The sequence below is a fragment of the Agreia sp. Leaf244 genome (genome assembly GCF_001422695.1).
Lineage (GTDB): Bacteria > Actinomycetota > Actinomycetes > Actinomycetales > Microbacteriaceae > Agreia.
Window position 1 is genome coordinate 407,421 of the sequence record NZ_LMLX01000005.1, and the last position, 17,654, is coordinate 425,074.

Consider the following 17,654-nt stretch of genomic DNA (forward strand, 5'->3'; position numbering starts at 1 on the left):
TGCACGCCGACCCGTCCGCACGCCGGTCACCGGCCGCCGGTGACCGCTCTGCCGCCTGAAGGAACAGCTTTCTTATGCTTCGTTGGATCACCGCCGGTGAGTCGCACGGCCCCGAGCTCATCGCCACCCTCGAGGGGCTGCCCGCGGGCGTCCCCGTGCTCATGGACGACATCCGTGCCGACCTGGCCCGTCGCAAGCTCGGCTACGGCCGCGGGGCACGCATGAAGTTCGAACAAGACCAGCTGACGCTCTCCGCCGGTGTTCGGCACGGCTACTCGCTCGGCAGCCCCATCGCCATCCGCATCGGCAACACCGAGTGGCCGAAGTGGGTCGAGGTGATGAGCCCGGAGCCTGTCGACGCCGACCAGGCGAGCAGGGGCCGTGGCGCGCCTCTCACCCGGCCGCGCCCGGGCCACGCCGATCTCGTGGGTATGCAGAAGTACGGCTTCGACGAGGCCAGGCCCGTTCTCGAGCGCGCGAGCGCCAGGGAGACGGCAGCGCGGGTGGCCCTGGGTGCCGTAGCGAGAAGCTTCCTCTCGGAGCTCGGCATCACGCTCGTCAGCCACACGCTCTCGATCGGCCCCGTGCGGGTGCCCGAGGGCAGTCCACTTCCCCTGCCACGCGACGTCGACGCGCTCGACGCCGACCCGCTGCGGTGCTTCGACGAGGCGACGAGCGCCCTGATGGTGGCCGAGGTCGACGCCGCCCACAAAGACGGCGACACTCTCGGCGGCGTCGTCGAGGTGCTCGCCTACGGGGTTCCCCCGGGCCTCGGCTCCTACGTGCACTGGGACCGGCGACTCGATTCCGCTCTGGCCGCGGCCCTGATGGGCATCCAGGCCATCAAGGGCGTCGAGGTCGGCGACGGGTTCCTCACGACCACACGTCGCGGGTCGGATGCCCATGACGAGCTCGTGCAGGAAGACGGCCGTATCGCGCGTCTCAGCGACAAGGCAGGAGGCACCGAAGGCGGCATGAGCACCGGAACGGTGCTGCGCGTGCGAGCGGGCATGAAGCCGATCGCGACGATCCCGCACGCCCTTCGCACCGTCGACGTGGCCACGGGTGAGGCGGCAGCAGCCCATCACCAGCGCTCCGACGTCTGCGCGGTTCCCGCGGCCGGAGTCGTGGCGGAGGCCATGGTCGCGCTCGTCCTGGCGAACTCCGTGCTCGAGAAGTTCGGCGGCGACTCCGTTCCGGAGACCAGGCGCAATCTCGAGTCGTACCTCGCGCACATCCCCGAGCGACTCGCATCCGCCGGCACCGACGGCACCGACTAGCGGCCCGCCCCGATGCTCGTCGTGCTGATCGGTGCGCCCGCAGCCGGAAAGTCGCGGATCGGCAAGAAGCTCTCCCGCATCCTCGGTGTTCCCTTCACCGACACCGACACCGAGATCGTGCGGGAGCACGGCCCCATCTCGGAGCTATTCGCGACCCACGGAGAACCCCATTTCAGAACGCTGGAACGCATCGCGGTCGAGCATGCGCTCGTCGGCAGCGGCGTCGTCGCCTTCGGGGGAGGCGCGGTGCTCGATCCGCGAACCCGTGACGACATCGCCGACCTTCCCGTGGTGCTCCTGACGGTGGAGGCCTCGGCTGTGGCCGCACGCCTGTCGAACGGCAAGCGGCCGCTCGTGTCGTCGATCGAGTCGTGGCAGGCACTCGTCGATTCCCGACGCGAGCTCTACGAATCGCTCGCCGACTTCCGGGTCGACACCTCGCACAGACCGACCGAGCTCATCGCCACCGAGATCGCCCAGTGGGCGCGCAGCCGAAGCCACCAGAGAGACACACCATGACCGACACGACGCCCGCCACTCGAATCCCCGTCACCGGAGAAGACCCCTACGAGGTCGTGATCGGCCGCGGTCTGGTGGGCGACCTCTCGGAGTTCCTGGGCCAGGGCGTGCGCAAGGTGCTCATCGTGCACGCCCCGACGCTGGCGGCGAAGGCCGCTGCCATGCGCGAGAGTCTCCTCGACCGCTACGAGGTGCTCCTGGCCGAGGTGCCGGATGCCGAGCAGGCGAAACGCGTGGAGGTCGCGGCGTTCTGCTGGCAGGTCATGGGCCAGAGCGACTTCACCAGGACCGACGCGGTGATCGGCTTCGGCGGGGGAGCCATCACCGACCTCGCCGGCTTCGTCGCGGCGACCTGGCTGCGCGGTGTGCGGCTCGTGCAGGTGCCGACCTCGGTCCTCGGCCTCGTCGACGCAGCCGTGGGCGGCAAGAACGGCATCAACACGGCCGAGGGCAAGAACCTCGTGGGCACCTTCTACGCGCCTTCCGCCGTCGTCGGCGATCTCGACACCTTCGACACACTCCCGAGGAACGAGATCCTCGCTGGCTTCGCCGAGATCGTGAAGGCCGGATTCATCTCGGAGCCGGAGATCCTCGACATCGTCGAGGCCGACGTCGATCGCGCCACAGACCCGTCGACTCCCGAGTTCAGGCGGGTCGTCGAGCTCTCGATCGCGATGAAGGCCCGCGTCGTGGGCGAGGACTTCACCGAGCAGGGCCTCCGCGAGATCCTCAACTACGGCCACACGCTGGGGCATGCGATCGAACACGCCGAGCGCTACCAGTGGAGGCACGGCGCCGCGATCTCGGTCGGCATGGTGTTCGCGGCCGAACTGGGCCGACTGACCGGCGCCCTGTCGGACGAGGTCGTCGACCGGCACCGGCGCATCCTGACCTCTCTCACGCTCCCCGTCAGCTATCCGGTGGGGCGGTGGCAGACGCTGCTGGCCACGATGCAGCGCGACAAGAAGGCCCGTGCGGGAATGCTGCGTTTCATCGTGCTCGACGACCTGGCGAAGCCGTCGGTTCTCGCGGGCCCCGAGACGTCGCTGCTCTTCGCCGCCTATCAGGAGATCGGTTCCTGACCCGAGCTGTGCAGGAGGCGTTGCCCGAGCTGTGGATGACTGTCCCGGCGCTCGAGGGAACCCGCCAGAGTGGGCGCATGACGGCATTCACTCCCTCGACCCCCGGTCCAGACACCATCATCACGAACGACGCCGATGCCAGAGAGCTGCTGTCGAGGCTGCTCGGTCCGGCGCTGCGCCGCCAGCTGTGGGCGTTCTTCGTCGCCCCCGACGGCGAGCAGCTGCCCATCGTCATCCCGATCGATTCAATCCCTGCGAGCCCGTCAGGCGACGAGCTGCGGTCGATCGTGTCGAGCCTCGGGCAGGTCCTCGACGAATACTCTCCGGGCGGCAGCATCCTGTTCGCCCTCGAACGCCCGGGAGAGGAGACGCCGCACGGCTTCGACGAGCTGTGGGCAGACGGGCTGCACGAGGCCGCCCGCGACGAAGCCGTCGACGTCTTCGCGATCTATCTCGTGCACGACGACGGCCTCCGCATGATGAAGGCGAGGTCGTCGGCGCGTCGCTAGAGTTAGGCGTCATGACCACTGTGCTCGTGCTGAACGGACCAAACCTCTCGCGGCTCGGCAGCCGCGAGCCCGACGTCTACGGATCGCAGGACCTCGAGGCGCTCCGAGCGGTGCTGACCTCCGATGCGGGCGACGAGGCAACCATAGAGTTGCGTCAGACCGATGACGAGGGCGAGATGATCGGGTGGATGCACGAGGCCGTCGATTCACGCACACCGGTCATCCTGAATCCGGCCGCGTTCACCCACTACAGCTACGGTCTCCGCGACGCCGCCGCCCTGGTCACTAAGGCCGGCGTCCCGCTGGTCGAGGTGCACATCAGCAACCCGCACGCCCGGGAGACCTTCCGCCACACCAGCGTGATCTCCGGCATCGCCACCGGGGTCATCGCCGGCTTCGGCTTCGACTCCTACCGCCTGGCGTTGAGGGCGATCATCGGCCTCAACTAGGCCCCGATGCGGGGGACGGTACACTCACTGAGGGTCAATTTTCGCGCCCGCACAATTCTTCACTCGAACGGAACAGTTTTTCCATGGCTTCAACCAGCGACATCAGAAACGGCGCCGTCCTCAAGATCGACGGCCAGCTCTGGGCGGTCATCGACTTCCAGCACGTCAAGCCGGGCAAGGGCGGCGCATTCGTGCGCACGAAGATGAAGAACGTTCTCACCGGCAAGGTCGTCGACAAGACGTTCAACGCGGGCGCCAAGATCGAGACCGCGAACGTCGACCGTCGCGACTTCCAGTACCTCTACAAAGACGGCAACGACTTCGTCTTCATGGACACCGCGGACTACGACCAGCTCACCGTGACCGAGGCCGTCGTCGGCGACGCCGCCAACTTCATGCTCGAGAACCAGGCCGTCACCGTCGCGCTGAACGAGGGCCTGCCGCTCTACGTCGAGCTCCCCGCATCGGTGACGCTCGAGATCACCTACACCGAGCCGGGCCTCCAGGGCGACCGTTCGACCGGCGGCACCAAGCCCGCCACCGTCGAGACCGGCTACCAGATCCAGGTTCCCCTCTTCCTCGAGCAGGGCACCCGCGTCAAGGTCGACACGCGCACGGGGGACTACCTCGGCCGCGTGAACGACTGACCCCGGCCGGTACCGGTAATGAGCGCACGCACCAAAGCTCGAAAGCGCGCCCTCGACGTGCTGTACGCCGCCGATGTGCGGCAGATCTCGATCAACGAGGCCCTCGCCGCCGAGGCGACCAGGGCGCTGAGCGAACCCGCCCGTGAAGCCTCGTGGCTCTACGCGCGCGAGATCATCGACGGCATCGTCGACCATGGCGACGAGATCGACGAGCTCATCGAGACGTACGCCCAGGGCTGGACCCTGGCCCGCATGCCCATCATCGACCGCGCGCTTCTGCGCATCGGCATCTGGGAGGTCCTCTTCAACGACGACGTTCCCGACGGTGTCGCGATCAACGAGGCCGTCGACGCAGCCAAACTGCTCAGCACCGACGATTCCGGTAGCTTCCTCAACGGCATCCTCGGCCGCGTGCACCAGTCGAAGGGCTGAAGCGCGACGGCCTGATGCGGGCGGCAGCCAGCTGAGCAGCTGAGTGTCGGCGCCGCCTGCTAGGCTCGATGACGCAACAGACATCCTTTAACCATCCGTCCTGTGAGACGGGGAAGGAGGTCAGGATCGTGGCTCGAATCGTGCTGCAGAACTCTGACATAGCCCGGGCGTTGACTCGGATCTCGCACGAGATCCTCGAGTCCAACCGTGGACCGCACGACCTCGTCATTCTCGGCATCCCCACCCGCGGTGTGGTGCTCGCCGAGAGGATCGGCGCGCAGATCCGGCAGATCGAACCGGGAGCGCCCGCCGATCTCGTGGGCTCGCTCGACGTGACGATGTACCGCGACGACCTCGCCCATCATCCCACCAGAGCACCGCAGCGCACCCGTGTTCCCTCGGGGGGCGTCGACGGCAAGACGGTCGTGCTCATCGACGACGTGCTCTACTCGGGTCGCACCATCCGCGCCGCGCTCGACGCGATCGGAGACCTCGGACGACCGCGGGCCGTGCGGCTCGCCGTGCTGGTCGATCGCGGCCACCGCGAACTGCCGATCCGGGCCGACTTCGTGGGCAAGAACCTGCCCAGCTCCACCGACGAGCGCATCAACGTGCGTCTCGCGGAGATCGACGGCAGCGAAGAGGTCAGCATCGACCTCGCGACGGGGGCCGGCGCATGAGGCACCTGCTCTCGACCCGAGACCTGCTCCGTGATGACGCGATCGCTCTGCTCGACATCGCAGAAGACATGAGCGAGGTGCAGAACCGCGAGGTCAAGAAGCTTCCCACCCTGCGCGGCAAGACGGTCGTAAACCTCTTCTTCGAGGACTCGACCCGCACGCGCACGTCGTTCGAGGTGGCTGCGAAGCGCCTCTCGGCCGACGTCATCAACTTCTCGGCGAAGGGCTCCAGCGTGTCGAAGGGCGAAAGCCTCAAGGACACGGCGCAGACCCTGGCCGCCATGGGCGCCGACGGCGTCGTCATCCGGCACTCGGCATCGGGCGCGCCGCAGGTGCTGGCCCAGAGCGGCTGGATCGACGCCGGGGTGGTCAACGCCGGCGACGGCACCCACGAGCACCCGACGCAGGCCCTCCTCGACGCGTTCACGATGAGGCGACGCATCCACGGCGACGCGGCGCGCGGCCGCGACCTCGACGGAGTGAGCGTGATGATCGTCGGAGACGTCCTGCACTCCCGAGTGGCGCGGTCGAACCTGTGGCTGCTCGAGACGCTCGGCGCCCACGTCACCTTCGTCGCGCCGGCGACGCTCGTTCCCGTCGGGGCATCGACGTGGCCGGTGGACATCCGTTACGACCTCGACGCCGCACTCGCCGAGGTGCGGCCCGACGTCGTGATGATGCTGCGCATCCAACAGGAGCGCATGAACGCCGCCTTCTTTCCCACCACCCGCGAGTATGCGCGCCAGTGGGGGCTCGACGACGACCGACTCCTCGCGCTCCGCCCCGATAGCATTGTCATGCACCCCGGCCCCATGAACCGCGGCCTCGAGATCTCGTCTCGTGCCGCCGATTCGGCGCAGTCCACCGTGATCGAACAGGTGGCGAACGGGGTGTCGATCCGCATGGCCGTGTTGTACTCACTGCTGTCCGGCGACCGGGAGGCCAGATCATGACAACGACCCTCATCCGCGGGGCGACCCTGCCCGACGGCACGACCACCGATCTGCTCGTGGCAGACGGCCGCATCGCCGAGCGCGGCACCGCAATCGCGACGCCGTCCGGCGCGCGAGTTCTGGATGCCGCGGGCCTGGTCGCGCTGCCTGGTCTCGTCGACCTGCACACGCACCTCCGGGAGCCCGGCTTCGAGCAGAGCGAGACCGTCCTCTCCGGCACGCGCGCGGCCGCGGCGGGCGGATTCACCGCCGTCTTCGCCATGGCGAACACCATGCCGGTGTCCGACACGGCCGGCGTCGTCGAGCAGGTGCAGGCGCTGGGGGAGTCGGCGGGCTACGCCACCGTGCGCCCGATCGGCGCCGTGACCGTCGGCCTCGCCGGCGAGCGGCTCTCCGAGATCGGCGCCATGGCCAACTCCCGGGCCGCCGTGCGCGTCTTCTCCGACGACGGCAAGTGCGTTCACGACTCCCTGCTCATGCGGCGCGCCCTCGAATACGTCAAGACCTTCGACGGCGTCGTGGCCCAGCACGCGCAAGACCCGCGCCTCACCGAGAACGCCCAGATGAACGAGGGCGCCCTCTCGAGCGAGCTCGGTCTCAAGGGCTGGCCCGCCGTGGCCGAGGAGTCGATCATCGCGCGCGACGTGCTGCTCGCCGAGCACGTCGGCACCCGGCTGCACATCTGCCACGTGTCGACCGCCGGCTCTGTCGACGTCGTGCGCTGGGCGAAGGCCCGCGGCATCGAGGTCACGGCAGAGGTCACGCCCCATCACCTGCTGCTCACCGAAGACCTGATCCGCAGCTACGACGCGCGCTACAAGGTGAACCCGCCGCTGCGTCGCGACGAAGACGTGCGAGCCCTGCGCGAGGGCCTCGTCGACGGCACCATCGACATCGTCGCCACCGATCACGCGCCCCACCCCGAGGAGGCCAAGGACTGCGAGTGGGATCACGCCGCGTTCGGCATGGTAGGCCTGGAGTCCGCCCTCTCGGTCGTGCAGGCTGCGCTTGTCGACACCGGGCTGCTCGGCTGGGCCGACGTTGCCCGCGTGCTGTCGCAGACGCCCGCCGGGATCGGTCGCCTCGCGGGACACAGCCACTCGTTCGAGATCGGGTCGAGCGCCAACATCGTGCTCGTCGACCCGGCGTCGTCGAGCGCCTTCTCCAGAGACAGGCTCGCCGGCAAGAGCCACAACTCTCCGTACCTCGGCATGACCCTGCCCGGCTCCGTGCGGCACACCCTGCACCGCGGCTACCAGACCGTGAACGACGGCGTCGTCGTCGATGCGGGCGAGGTCGCCGCCGCGGCGATGGGGGTGGCCCGTGGATAGGATCCTGCCCGGCTCGATCATCATCGTCGGGGTCATCGGGCTCCTGATTCTCATGGTGCTCGGCTGGCGCGCGCGCGGCCGCCGCCAGTCGGCGCTGTCGACCGCCGCCGTGCCCGCCGACGAGCTGCTCGGTGAGCTGCGCGTCGCCGTCACCGGCCTCTACGTCTCGACGACGACCGCGGGTGCTCCACTCGACAGGGTGACCTTGCCCGGTCTCGGCTTCCGGGGGCGCGCCTCCGTCTCGGTCTTCGACGCCGGCGTTCTCGTCGCCGTGACCGGCGAGCCGCAGGTCTTCGTCGGGGCCGACCGCATCCGCTCGGTGGGCACATCGACGTGGACGATCGACCGGGTCGTCGAGGAGGGCGGTCTCGTGCGCCTCGACTGGACCCTCGAATCGGAGGCCCCGACCCCCGCGGCCGATGTCGAGAGCTTCTTCCGCATCGAGAATCCCGACCAGAGTTCCCGCCTCATCGAGGCGATCGAAGCCCTTGTGCCGCCAGACGGCCTCTCCACCCCAGACCAGGAAGGATCCCTCGCGTGATCTCTACAGAACCCGCCGTCCTCGTACTCGAAGACGGCAAGCGCTACGCCGGACGCGCCTATGGCGCCCGTGGGCGCACCCTGGGCGAGGCGGTCTTCGCCACCGGCATGACCGGATACCAGGAGACCCTCAGCGATCCCTCCTACGCGGGGCAGATCGTTCTGCAGACCGCCCCGCACATCGGCAACACCGGAACGAACGACGACGACCTCGAGTCGGCGAAGATCTGGGTCGCGGGCTACGTCGTGCGCGACCCCTCCCGCGTCGTCTCCAACCACCGCGCCACGCGCAGCCTCGACGACGATCTCGTCTCGGGCGGCATCGTCGGCATCTCCGGCGTCGACACGCGTGCCATCACCCGGCACCTCCGCTCGCTCGGCGCCATGCGCGCCGGCATCTTCTCGGGCGACGACTTCGACCTGAGCGACTCGGAACAGCTCGCCATCGTGCGGGCGGCGGAGGACATGGCCGGCCGCAACCTCTCGAGCGAGGTGTCGACCCCGACGCAGTACACGATCGAGGCCGTCGGCGAGCGAGTCGGCAGTGTCGCGGTCCTCGACCTCGGCGTGAAGACGTCGACGCTGCGCTACCTCGCGCAGCGCGGCTTCGACGTCGTCGTGCTTCCTGAATCCGTGACCACCCACGAGGTGGTCGCCCTCAAGCCGAGCGCTCTGTTCTACTCGAACGGCCCCGGCGACCCCGAGGCATCCGAGCGTCACGTGCAGCTGCTGCGCGATGTGCTGGCCGAGAAGATCCCGTACTTCGGAATCTGCTTCGGCAACCAGCTGCTCGGCCGCGCACTCGGCTTCGGAACCTACAAGCTGCCCTTCGGTCACCGGGGCATCAACCAGCCGGTGCTCGACAAGACCACGGGCAAGGTCGAGATCACCAGCCAGAACCATGGCTTCGCCGTGGATGCGCCGCGCGAGGGCGTCGTGGAGAGCCCGGCCGGCTTCGGCCGGGTCGAGGTCAGCCACCTCAGCCTGAACGACAACGTCGTGGAGGGCATCCGCTGCCTCGACATCGACGCCTTCTCGGTGCAGTACCACCCCGAGGCTGCTGCGGGCCCGCACGACTCGATGTACCTCTTCGATCGCTTCCGCGACATGGTGCTGGCGATCGACAAGGGCGAGCCGCAGACAGAGATCCACTCCATCATCGACGGAAAGAACCAGTAATGCCTCGCAGGGAAGACATCAAGAGTGTCCTGGTCATCGGCTCCGGCCCGATCGTCATCGGCCAGGCGTGCGAGTTCGACTACTCCGGCACCCAGGCGTGCCGCGTGCTCCGCGAGGAGGGCGTGCGCGTCATCCTCGTGAACTCCAACCCGGCCACGATCATGACCGACCCGGACTTCGCCGACGCGACCTACATCGAGCCCATCACCTGGCAGGTCATCGAGACCATCATCGCGAAGGAGAAGCCCGACGCGATCCTGCCGACCCTCGGCGGCCAGACCGCCCTCAACGCGGCCATCGACCTGCACAAGCACGGCATCCTCGAGAAGTACGACGTCGAGCTCATCGGGGCCTCGTTCGAGGCGATCAACAAGGGCGAAGACAGGCAGATCTTCAAGCAGCTCGTTCTGGATGCCGGTGCCGACGTCGCGCGCTCCCACATCGCGCACACGGTCGACGAGGCCGTGGAGTTCGCCCTCGACCTCGGCTACCCCCTGGTCGTGCGCCCCTCGTTCACGATGGGCGGACTGGGATCGGGCTTCGCCTACACGGAGGCCGAGCTGCGCAGGATCGTCGGCGACGGCCTGCACCAGAGCCCGACCACCGAGGTCCTGCTCGAGGAGTCGATCCTCGGCTGGAAGGAGTACGAGCTCGAGCTCATGCGCGACACGGCCGACAACACGGTCGTGGTCTGCTCCATCGAGAACGTCGACCCCGTGGGCGTGCACACCGGCGACTCGATCACCGTGGCCCCGGCGCTCACCCTGACCGACCGCGAATACCAGAACATGCGCAATATCGGCATCGACATCATCCGTGCCGTCGGCGTCGACACGGGCGGCTGCAACATCCAGTTCGCCATCGACCCGTCGAACGGCCGCGTCATCGTCATCGAGATGAACCCGCGCGTCTCGCGCTCCAGCGCGCTGGCCTCGAAGGCCACCGGGTTCCCGATCGCGAAGATCGCGGCGAAGCTGGCCATCGGCTACCACCTCGACGAGATCCCGAACGACATCACCAAGGTGACGCCCGCCTCGTTCGAGCCGACACTCGACTACGTGGTCGTGAAGGTTCCCCGCTTCGCCTTCGAGAAGTTCCCCGCCGCCGACACCACGCTCACGACCACCATGAAGTCGGTCGGCGAGGCCATGGCCATCGGCCGCAACTACACGCAGGCCCTGCAGAAGGCCCTGCGGTCGTTGGAGAAGCGCGGCTCGTCGTTCCACTGGGAGCCGCTCGACGCATCCAAAGACGAACTGCTGGCCCTGGCCAGCGTGCCGACCGACGGACGCATCGTCACCGTGCAGCAGGCGCTCCGCGCCGGTGCCACGGCCGAGGAGGTCTTCGACGCCACCAAGATCGACCCCTGGTTCATCGACCAGATCGTTCTGATCAACGAGGTCGCCGAGGCCATCGCCTCGAGCGAGAACGCCGACACGAACATGTTCCTGCTGGCCAAGGAGCACGGATTCTCCGACGCCCAGATCGCCGCCCTCCGCGGCTTCGGCGAGAAAGAGGTGCGCGAGGTCCGGCACATCCTGGGCGTGCGGCCCGTGTTCAAGACGGTCGACACGTGCGCGGGGGAGTTCCCCGCGCTCACGCCGTACCACTACTCGAGCTACGACTTGGAGACCGAGGTCGAACCCTCCGACCGGCGCAAGGTCGTCATCCTGGGCTCCGGCCCGAACCGCATCGGCCAGGGAGTCGAGTTCGACTACTCCTGCGTGCACGCCTCCTTCGCCCTGTCGGACGCGGGCTTCGAGACGATCATGATCAACTGCAACCCCGAGACGGTCTCGACCGACTACGACACCAGCGACCGGCTCTACTTCGAGCCGCTCACCCTGGAAGACGTGCTCGAGGTGATCCACGCCGAGAGCCAGTCCGGCGAGCTCGTCGGCGTGGTCGTGCAGCTCGGCGGCCAGACGGCCCTGGGCCTCGCCAAGGGCCTCAAGGCGGCGGGCGTTCCGATCCTCGGCACCACGCCGGAGGCCATCGACCTGGCCGAAGAGCGCGGACTCTTCTCGAAGATCCTCGACGATGCTCAGCTCCTCGCGCCGAAGAACGGCACGGCGAGCGACTTCGGCGGCGCCGTCACCATCGCCGAGGACATCGGCTACCCGGTGCTCGTGCGCCCCTCGTACGTGCTCGGCGGTCGCGGCATGGAGATCGTCTACGACTCGCCCTCGCTAGAGGACTACTTCTCGCGCATGGCCGGACAGGGCATCATCGATCCCTCCCACCCTCTGCTCGTCGACCGCTTCCTCGACGACGCGATCGAGATCGACGTCGACGCGCTCTACGACGGCCACGAGCTCTACGTCGGCGGCATCATGGAGCACATCGAGGAGGCCGGCATCCACTCCGGCGACTCGAGCTGCACGCTGCCTCCCGTCACCCTGGGCCGCGAGGTCATCGACAGGGTGCGCACGGCGACGCTCGCCATCGCCGAGGGCATCGGGGTGCAGGGCCTGCTGAACGTGCAGTTCGCCATCGGCCAGGGCATCCTTTACGTACTCGAGGCCAATCCCCGCGCCTCCCGCACTGTTCCCTTCGTGGCGAAGGCCCTGGGCATACCCCTGGCCAAGGCCGCGTCGCGCATCATGGTGGGCGCGACGATCGCCGAGCTGAAGGCCGAGGGCATGCTGCCGGTCGTCGACGGATCGATCGTTCCCATGGACTCGCCGATCGCCGTGAAGGAGGCCGTGCTTCCGTTCAAGCGCTTCCGCACGAAAGACGGCCTCATCGTCGACTCGCTGCTCGGCCCGGAGATGCGCTCCACCGGCGAGGTCATGGGAATCGACCGTGACTTCCCCCGCGCCTTCGCCAAGAGCCAGGAGGCCGCGTACGGCGGTCTGCCCACCTCCGGAACGGTCTTCGTGTCCGTCTCCGACCGCGACAAGCGCGCCATCGTTCTCCCGGTTCTCCGCCTGCTCGAACTGGGCTTCGACATCCTCGCGACGGCCGGAACCGCCGAAGTTCTGAACCGCAACGGCATCACGGCCCGCATCGTGCGCAAGTTCAGCGAGGGCGCATCGGCCGACGGCGACGAGCCGACCGTGGTCGACCTGATCAACCGCAACGAGGTCGACATCGTCGTGAACACGCCGAGCGGCTCGAGCGCACGCGCAGACGGCTACGAGATCCGGGCTGCGGCCGTCGCCGCCGACAAGCCGCTGTTCACGACCATCGCCCAACTGGGCGCGGCCGTGGCCTCGTTCGAGGCGACTCGCGAGGGCTTCGACGTGTCGAGCCTGCAGGAGTACGCGATCGCCCGGGCTGCGCGCCTGTGACCCGGTCGTTCGGCCAGCGGCTGCACACGACCATCGAGCAGCGAGGTCGGCTGTGCGTCGGCATCGATCCCCACGGCTTCCTTCTGGATGCCTGGGACCTGCCGCGTACGCCGGCCGGGCTGCGCGAATTCGGGCTGAGGGTCGTGGACGCCGCGAGTGGAACCATCGGAATCGTGAAGCCCCAGGTCGCCTTCTTCGAGGTGTTCGGCTCGGCCGGTTTCGCCGCCCTCGAAGACGTGCTCGCCGCAGCGAGGCAGGCTGGGCTCCTCGTGATCGCGGACGCGAAACGGGGAGACATCGGATCGAGCGTCGACGCCTACGGCGACGCCTGGCTGACGCCGGGCTCGCCACTCGAAGCAGATGCCGTGACCCTCGCTGCGTACGCGGGCACGGGATCGCTCGGGGGAGTCTTCGACCTCGCCCTGCAGCACGGCAAGGGCGCGTTCGTGCTCGCGGCCACCTCGAACCCGGAGTCCCGGCTGGTCCAGACGGCCCTGGTCTCAGCGGATGAGCGCGCAGACCTGACGGTCGCCGGGCTCGTCGCGACGGAAATCGACGAGTGGAACCGCCAGCACGCCATCGACCTCGACAGCGACGGCGACGGTTCCGGTGACGACGACACCCCGGCACTCGGTAGCATCGGAGTCGTGCTCGGTGCAACGAAGAACCTCCTCGACTACGGCGTCGACGTGAACTCCCTCGCCGACGGGGCGCCGCTGATGCCCGTGCTCGCGCCGGGCTTCGGCCACCAGGGTGCGTTGTTCGACGACATCGGTTCGATCTACGGCCCGCTCGCGGCGGGCACGATCGTGAGCACGTCGAGATCCGCCCTGTCCGCGGGGCCATCCGCCCTCGCCGACACGCTCGCCGACCAGGCGGGCCAACTATCCGGAGCCCTGTCATGACCGTTCCCGACGTCGACCGCGCCGCCGGCTCCCGGGCGGCCATCGCCGCCCGACGCGCCCGGGCCGCCATCAAGAAGGCCGTGACCGAGCAGCGTCGAAGCGCGACGGGCGTCCTCGATCGCGCATCGGCGCATCCAGAAAGCCTCGAGGCCGGCATGCGGGTGACCGAGCTGCTCCAGGGCATCCCGGGCCTCGGTCGGGTGCGCATCGAGCGCGTCATCGAGCGACTGTCGATCTCTCCCAGCAAACGCCTGGGCGGACTCGGCGCACTGCAGCGCGACCGCCTGCGGGAGTACCTGCTGAAGCGGGCTCCGTTCACGGGCGACGAGACGGCCTCGCGACTCGTCGTGCTGGCCGGCCCCACTGCGGTCGGCAAGGGAACGGTGTCGACGTGGATCCGCGAGAACGTGCCCGGCGTGCTCCTGTCGGTCTCGGCCACGACACGGGCCCCCCGCCCGGGCGAGGTCGACGGTGTGAGCTACTACTTCGTCGACGATGCCGAGTTCGACCGCATGATCGAGGCCGGCGAATTCCTCGAGTGGGCGGTCGTGCACAACTCGTCGCGCTACGGCACGCCTCGCGCCCCGATCGACACGGCGCTGGCCGAGGGCAAGAGTGTGCTCCTCGAGATCGACATCCAGGGCGCCCGGCAGGTTCGGGCCGCCATGCCGGAGGCACGCCTGGTCTTCCTTCTCCCGCCGAGCTGGGCGGAGCTCGTGCGCCGGCTCACCGGCCGGGGAACGGAATCGCCCGAGGAGCAGGAGCGGCGTCTCGCGACCGCCGAGGTCGAACTGGCCGCCCAGAACGAGTTCGACTACCTCATCGTGAACAACGATGTCGAGGCCGCCGCACGCGACGTCGTGGAGCTCATGCAGTGATAAGCGGCTGATCCGAGTGATCAGCGGCCAATACGAGGTAGACTTGTCTACTTGTGCACGGTGACCCCCTCACGATCACCGCACGATCTTTTCTCAATCCGGCCGGCGAGGCCAATCAAGGAGTATCACCATGGTCAACAGGGCACAGGGCATCATCGATCCCCCCATCGACGAACTGCTGTCGAAGGTTGAATCCAAGTACGCGCTCGTGATCTTCGCATCCAAGCGCGCACGCCAGATCAACGACTACTACGCAGACCTGCACGAGGGAAGCCTGTTCGACAACGTCGGACCGCTTGTCGACTCGACCATCGACGACAAGCCCCTCTCGGTCGCGATGCACGAGATCAACGAGGACAAGCTCACGGTCAAGCCCATCGCGGCCACCGAATAGCAGCAGCGAATGCAGGTCCGTTCCCCGGGCTGTCGTCGGGTTCGCCCCCGCACGGCCGGGGAGCGGATTCGTTCGTTAACGGCACCGGCTTTCTCGTCGAAGGGTCAGAACTGACGTGACAGAACCGCAGAAGCGCCTGCGCATCGTCGTGGGCATCACCGGCGGCATCGCGGCGTACAAGGCCGTGGGCGTCGTGCGGGCATTCGTGCTGGCGGGCCACGACGTTCAGGTCGTGGCCACCGAGCACGCCCTCCGATTCGTCGGCAAGCCCACCCTCGAGGCCATCTCCCGCAACATTGTGCACACCGACCTCTACGAGGCCGTGGCAGAGGTGCGGCACGTCTCGATCGGGCAGTCCGCCGACCTCATCGTGATCGCCCCGGCCACGGCCAACTCCCTGGCCAAGATGGCGGCGGGCCTCGCCGACGATCTGCTCGGCAACACCGTGCTCGCGTCGAAGGCGCCCATCGTCGTCGCCCCGGCCATGCACACCGAGATGTGGCAGAACGCCGCGACGGTGGCCAACGCCGCCAGGCTGGCATCGCGGGGCATCCACTTCGTCGGCCCGGCGAGCGGCCAACTCACCGGCACCGATTCGGGTGCCGGTCGGATGGCCGAGGTCGACGAGATCGTCGCCGCATCCCTGGCCGTCGCGGCCGCCGCGGGGCCGGCCGCGCCCGACGGCGACCTGACCGGCGTGAGGGTGCTCATCTCGGCCGGCGGCACCCGCGAGCCACTCGACCCCGTTCGCTTCATCGGCAATCGGTCGAGCGGTCGCCAGGGCACCGCCCTCGCCCGCGCGGCAGCCTCCCGAGGCGCCGAGGTCACCCTTGTGGCGGCGCACCTCGAGGTACCCGTTCCCGACGGCGTCGAGGTCGTCTCCGTCGAGACCACGGCCGAGCTGGCAACGGCCATGGAATCGGCCGCCTCCTCGCACGACGTCATCATCATGGCCGCCGCCGTCGCCGACTATCGCCCGGCCGCCGTCTCGAACGCCAAGCTCAAGAAAGAGTCGCTGGGCGACGCGATGACCCTCGAGCTCGTCAAAAACCCCGACGTGCTCGCGGCCCTCGCCTCGCACGCCCGCGCCGACCAGCTCGTCATGGGTTTCGCCGCCGAGACCGCCGACACCGACGCCGCACTTCTCGACCTGGGCCGCGCCAAGATCGCCCGCAAGGGCTGCGACTACCTCGTCGTCAACCGGGTCGGCTGGACGGAGGGCTTCGCAACGGAGGGAAACACCGTGACGGTCCTCGACCGGGCCGGGTCTATAGTGATCGAGGCCCGGGGCAGCAAGCTGTCGGTGGCCGATGAGATCCTGTCTGTGCTTGCCGGGCGACTGCTCGAAGACAGGCACCGCACACCCTCAGAAATCCCTGGAGCACCATGACGAGCCTTCGCCTCTTCACGTCCGAGTCCGTCACCGAAGGACACCCCGACAAGATCTGCGATCAGATCTCCGACAGCATCCTCGACGCGCTTCTCGAGGTTGACCCCGCGAGCCGCGTCGCCGTCGAGACGCTCGTCACGACCGGCCTCGTGCACGTCGCGGGAGAGGTCACGACGTCGGGCTACGTCGACATCCCCACGATCGTGCGCGAGAAGGTGTCGTCGATCGGCTACACCTCGAGCGACGTCGGCTTCGACGGTGCGAGCTGCGGGGTGTCGGTATCGATCGGCGCCCAGTCGCCCGAGATCGCGGCCGGTGTCGACAACGCCTGGGAGAACCGCCAGGGCGAGACGCGCAGCGATCCCTTCGACCTGCAGGGCGCCGGCGACCAGGGCATCATGTTCGGATTCGCCACCACCGAGACGCCGCAGCTCATGCCGCTGCCGATCTGGCTGGCACACCGCTTGGCCGAACGCCTCGCCGAGGTACGCAAGACAGGTGAGCTCGGCTACCTGCGCCCCGACGGCAAGACCCAGGTCACCATCGGCTACGACGGCATCGTGCCGAAGACCATCGAGACGGTGGTGCTCTCGACGCAGCACACCGAGTCGGTGACCAACGCCGATCTCTTCCACGACATCGAAGAGCTGGTCATCAAGCCCGTGCTCGCGGCGAGCGACCTCGACTCACGCTCGGCGAACTTCCTCATCAACCCCACCGGCCGGTTCGTGGTGGGAGGCCCGCAGGGCGATGCCGGGCTCACGGGCCGCAAGATCATCGTCGACACCTACGGGGGAGCGTCGCGCCACGGTGGCGGCGCCTTCAGCGGAAAAGACCCGTCGAAGGTCGACCGTTCGGCGGCGTACGCCATGCGCTGGGTGGCGAAGAACGCGGTCGCCGCAGGTTTCGCCGACAGGCTCGAAGTGCAGGTCGCGTACGCCATCGGAAAGGCCGCACCGGTCGGCCTCTACGTCGAGACCTTCGGAACGGGCAAGCTGCCCGACGACCGCATCATCGAGGCCATCACCGAGGTGTTCGACCTGCGCCCGGCAGCCATCATCCAGCACCTCGACCTGCTGCGTCCCATCTACGGCGCCACGGCGACATACGGCCACTTCGGTCGCGAACTCCCCGACTTCACGTGGGAGCGACTCGACCGGGTCGCCGAGCTGCAGGCCGCAGCGCGCATCTAG

The 17,654-nt window shown here is 68.3% G+C and carries 18 protein-coding genes; all 18 read left to right on the forward strand.

Annotated elements, in window-relative coordinates; all coding sequences use genetic code 11:
- The first annotated feature begins 74 nt into the window (after window positions 1-74).
- Window positions 75-1,280, forward strand: coding sequence for a chorismate synthase (gene aroC, locus ASF06_RS16175; protein ID WP_055949364.1), 1,206 nt, complete (start codon window positions 75-77; stop codon window positions 1,278-1,280).
- Window positions 1,281-1,292: 12 nt separating this feature from the next.
- Window positions 1,293-1,799 carry a shikimate kinase gene (locus ASF06_RS16180; protein ID WP_055928846.1) on the forward strand — a complete coding sequence of 169 codons (507 nt, stop codon included), beginning with the start codon at window positions 1,293-1,295 and terminating at the stop codon, window positions 1,797-1,799.
- The gene (gene aroB, locus ASF06_RS16185) at window positions 1,796-2,881 is read left to right on the forward strand and encodes a 3-dehydroquinate synthase (RefSeq protein WP_055928842.1); all 1,086 of its coding nucleotides are present in this window, start codon (window positions 1,796-1,798) and stop codon (window positions 2,879-2,881) included. Before ASF06_RS16180 ends, aroB begins: the two co-directional genes overlap by 4 nt.
- A 77-nt stretch (window positions 2,882-2,958) precedes the next feature.
- Window positions 2,959-3,390 carry a hypothetical protein gene (locus ASF06_RS16190; RefSeq protein WP_055949367.1) on the forward strand — a complete coding sequence of 144 codons (432 nt, stop codon included), beginning with the start codon at window positions 2,959-2,961 and terminating at the stop codon, window positions 3,388-3,390.
- An 11-nt stretch (window positions 3,391-3,401) separates the two neighbouring features.
- The gene (locus ASF06_RS16195; protein WP_055949370.1) at window positions 3,402-3,839 is read left to right on the forward strand and encodes a type II 3-dehydroquinate dehydratase; all 438 of its coding nucleotides are present in this window, start codon (window positions 3,402-3,404) and stop codon (window positions 3,837-3,839) included.
- Window positions 3,840-3,922: 83 nt separating this feature from the next.
- A complete protein-coding gene (gene efp / locus ASF06_RS16200) occupies window positions 3,923-4,486 on the forward strand; it encodes an elongation factor P (RefSeq protein ID WP_044438393.1) in 564 nt (187 codons plus the stop codon).
- An 18-nt stretch (window positions 4,487-4,504) separates the two neighbouring features.
- Window positions 4,505-4,918: a transcription antitermination factor NusB gene (gene nusB / locus ASF06_RS16205; protein ID WP_055928832.1), complete on the forward strand. Its 414-nt coding sequence runs from the start codon at window positions 4,505-4,507 to the stop codon at window positions 4,916-4,918.
- A gap of 125 nt (window positions 4,919-5,043) precedes the next feature.
- Window positions 5,044-5,598, forward strand: a complete 555-nt coding sequence (gene pyrR / locus ASF06_RS16210) for a bifunctional pyr operon transcriptional regulator/uracil phosphoribosyltransferase PyrR (RefSeq protein WP_055949768.1) — start codon at window positions 5,044-5,046, stop codon at window positions 5,596-5,598.
- Window positions 5,595-6,551, forward strand: a complete 957-nt coding sequence (locus tag ASF06_RS16215; protein WP_055949373.1) for an aspartate carbamoyltransferase catalytic subunit — start codon at window positions 5,595-5,597, stop codon at window positions 6,549-6,551. The genes pyrR and ASF06_RS16215 overlap by 4 nt, the downstream gene beginning before the upstream one ends.
- The gene (locus ASF06_RS16220; protein WP_055949376.1) at window positions 6,548-7,882 is read left to right on the forward strand and encodes a dihydroorotase; all 1,335 of its coding nucleotides are present in this window, start codon (window positions 6,548-6,550) and stop codon (window positions 7,880-7,882) included. Before ASF06_RS16215 ends, ASF06_RS16220 begins: the two co-directional genes overlap by 4 nt.
- Window positions 7,875-8,423: a PH-like domain-containing protein gene (locus ASF06_RS16225; protein ID WP_055949381.1), complete on the forward strand. Its 549-nt coding sequence runs from the start codon at window positions 7,875-7,877 to the stop codon at window positions 8,421-8,423. Before ASF06_RS16220 ends, ASF06_RS16225 begins: the two co-directional genes overlap by 8 nt.
- Window positions 8,420-9,601: a glutamine-hydrolyzing carbamoyl-phosphate synthase small subunit gene (gene carA / locus ASF06_RS16230; protein ID WP_157439239.1), complete on the forward strand. Its 1,182-nt coding sequence runs from the start codon at window positions 8,420-8,422 to the stop codon at window positions 9,599-9,601. The genes ASF06_RS16225 and carA overlap by 4 nt, the downstream gene beginning before the upstream one ends.
- A complete protein-coding gene (gene carB, locus ASF06_RS16235; protein WP_055949384.1) occupies window positions 9,601-12,894 on the forward strand; it encodes a carbamoyl-phosphate synthase large subunit in 3,294 nt (1,097 codons plus the stop codon). Before carA ends, carB begins: the two co-directional genes overlap by 1 nt.
- The gene (gene pyrF, locus ASF06_RS16240) at window positions 12,891-13,799 is read left to right on the forward strand and encodes an orotidine-5'-phosphate decarboxylase (protein WP_055949388.1); all 909 of its coding nucleotides are present in this window, start codon (window positions 12,891-12,893) and stop codon (window positions 13,797-13,799) included. The genes carB and pyrF overlap by 4 nt, the downstream gene beginning before the upstream one ends.
- Window positions 13,796-14,677, forward strand: a complete 882-nt coding sequence (gmk, locus tag ASF06_RS16245) for a guanylate kinase (RefSeq protein ID WP_055949391.1) — start codon at window positions 13,796-13,798, stop codon at window positions 14,675-14,677. The genes pyrF and gmk overlap by 4 nt, the downstream gene beginning before the upstream one ends.
- Window positions 14,678-14,807: 130 nt before the next feature.
- Window positions 14,808-15,071, forward strand: a complete 264-nt coding sequence (gene rpoZ / locus ASF06_RS16250) for a DNA-directed RNA polymerase subunit omega (RefSeq protein ID WP_044438377.1) — start codon at window positions 14,808-14,810, stop codon at window positions 15,069-15,071.
- A gap of 136 nt (window positions 15,072-15,207) precedes the next feature.
- Window positions 15,208-16,461, forward strand: a complete 1,254-nt coding sequence (gene coaBC, locus ASF06_RS16255) for a bifunctional phosphopantothenoylcysteine decarboxylase/phosphopantothenate--cysteine ligase CoaBC (RefSeq protein ID WP_055949773.1) — start codon at window positions 15,208-15,210, stop codon at window positions 16,459-16,461.
- Window positions 16,458-17,654, forward strand: a complete 1,197-nt coding sequence (metK, locus tag ASF06_RS16260) for a methionine adenosyltransferase (protein ID WP_055949393.1) — start codon at window positions 16,458-16,460, stop codon at window positions 17,652-17,654. The genes coaBC and metK overlap by 4 nt, the downstream gene beginning before the upstream one ends.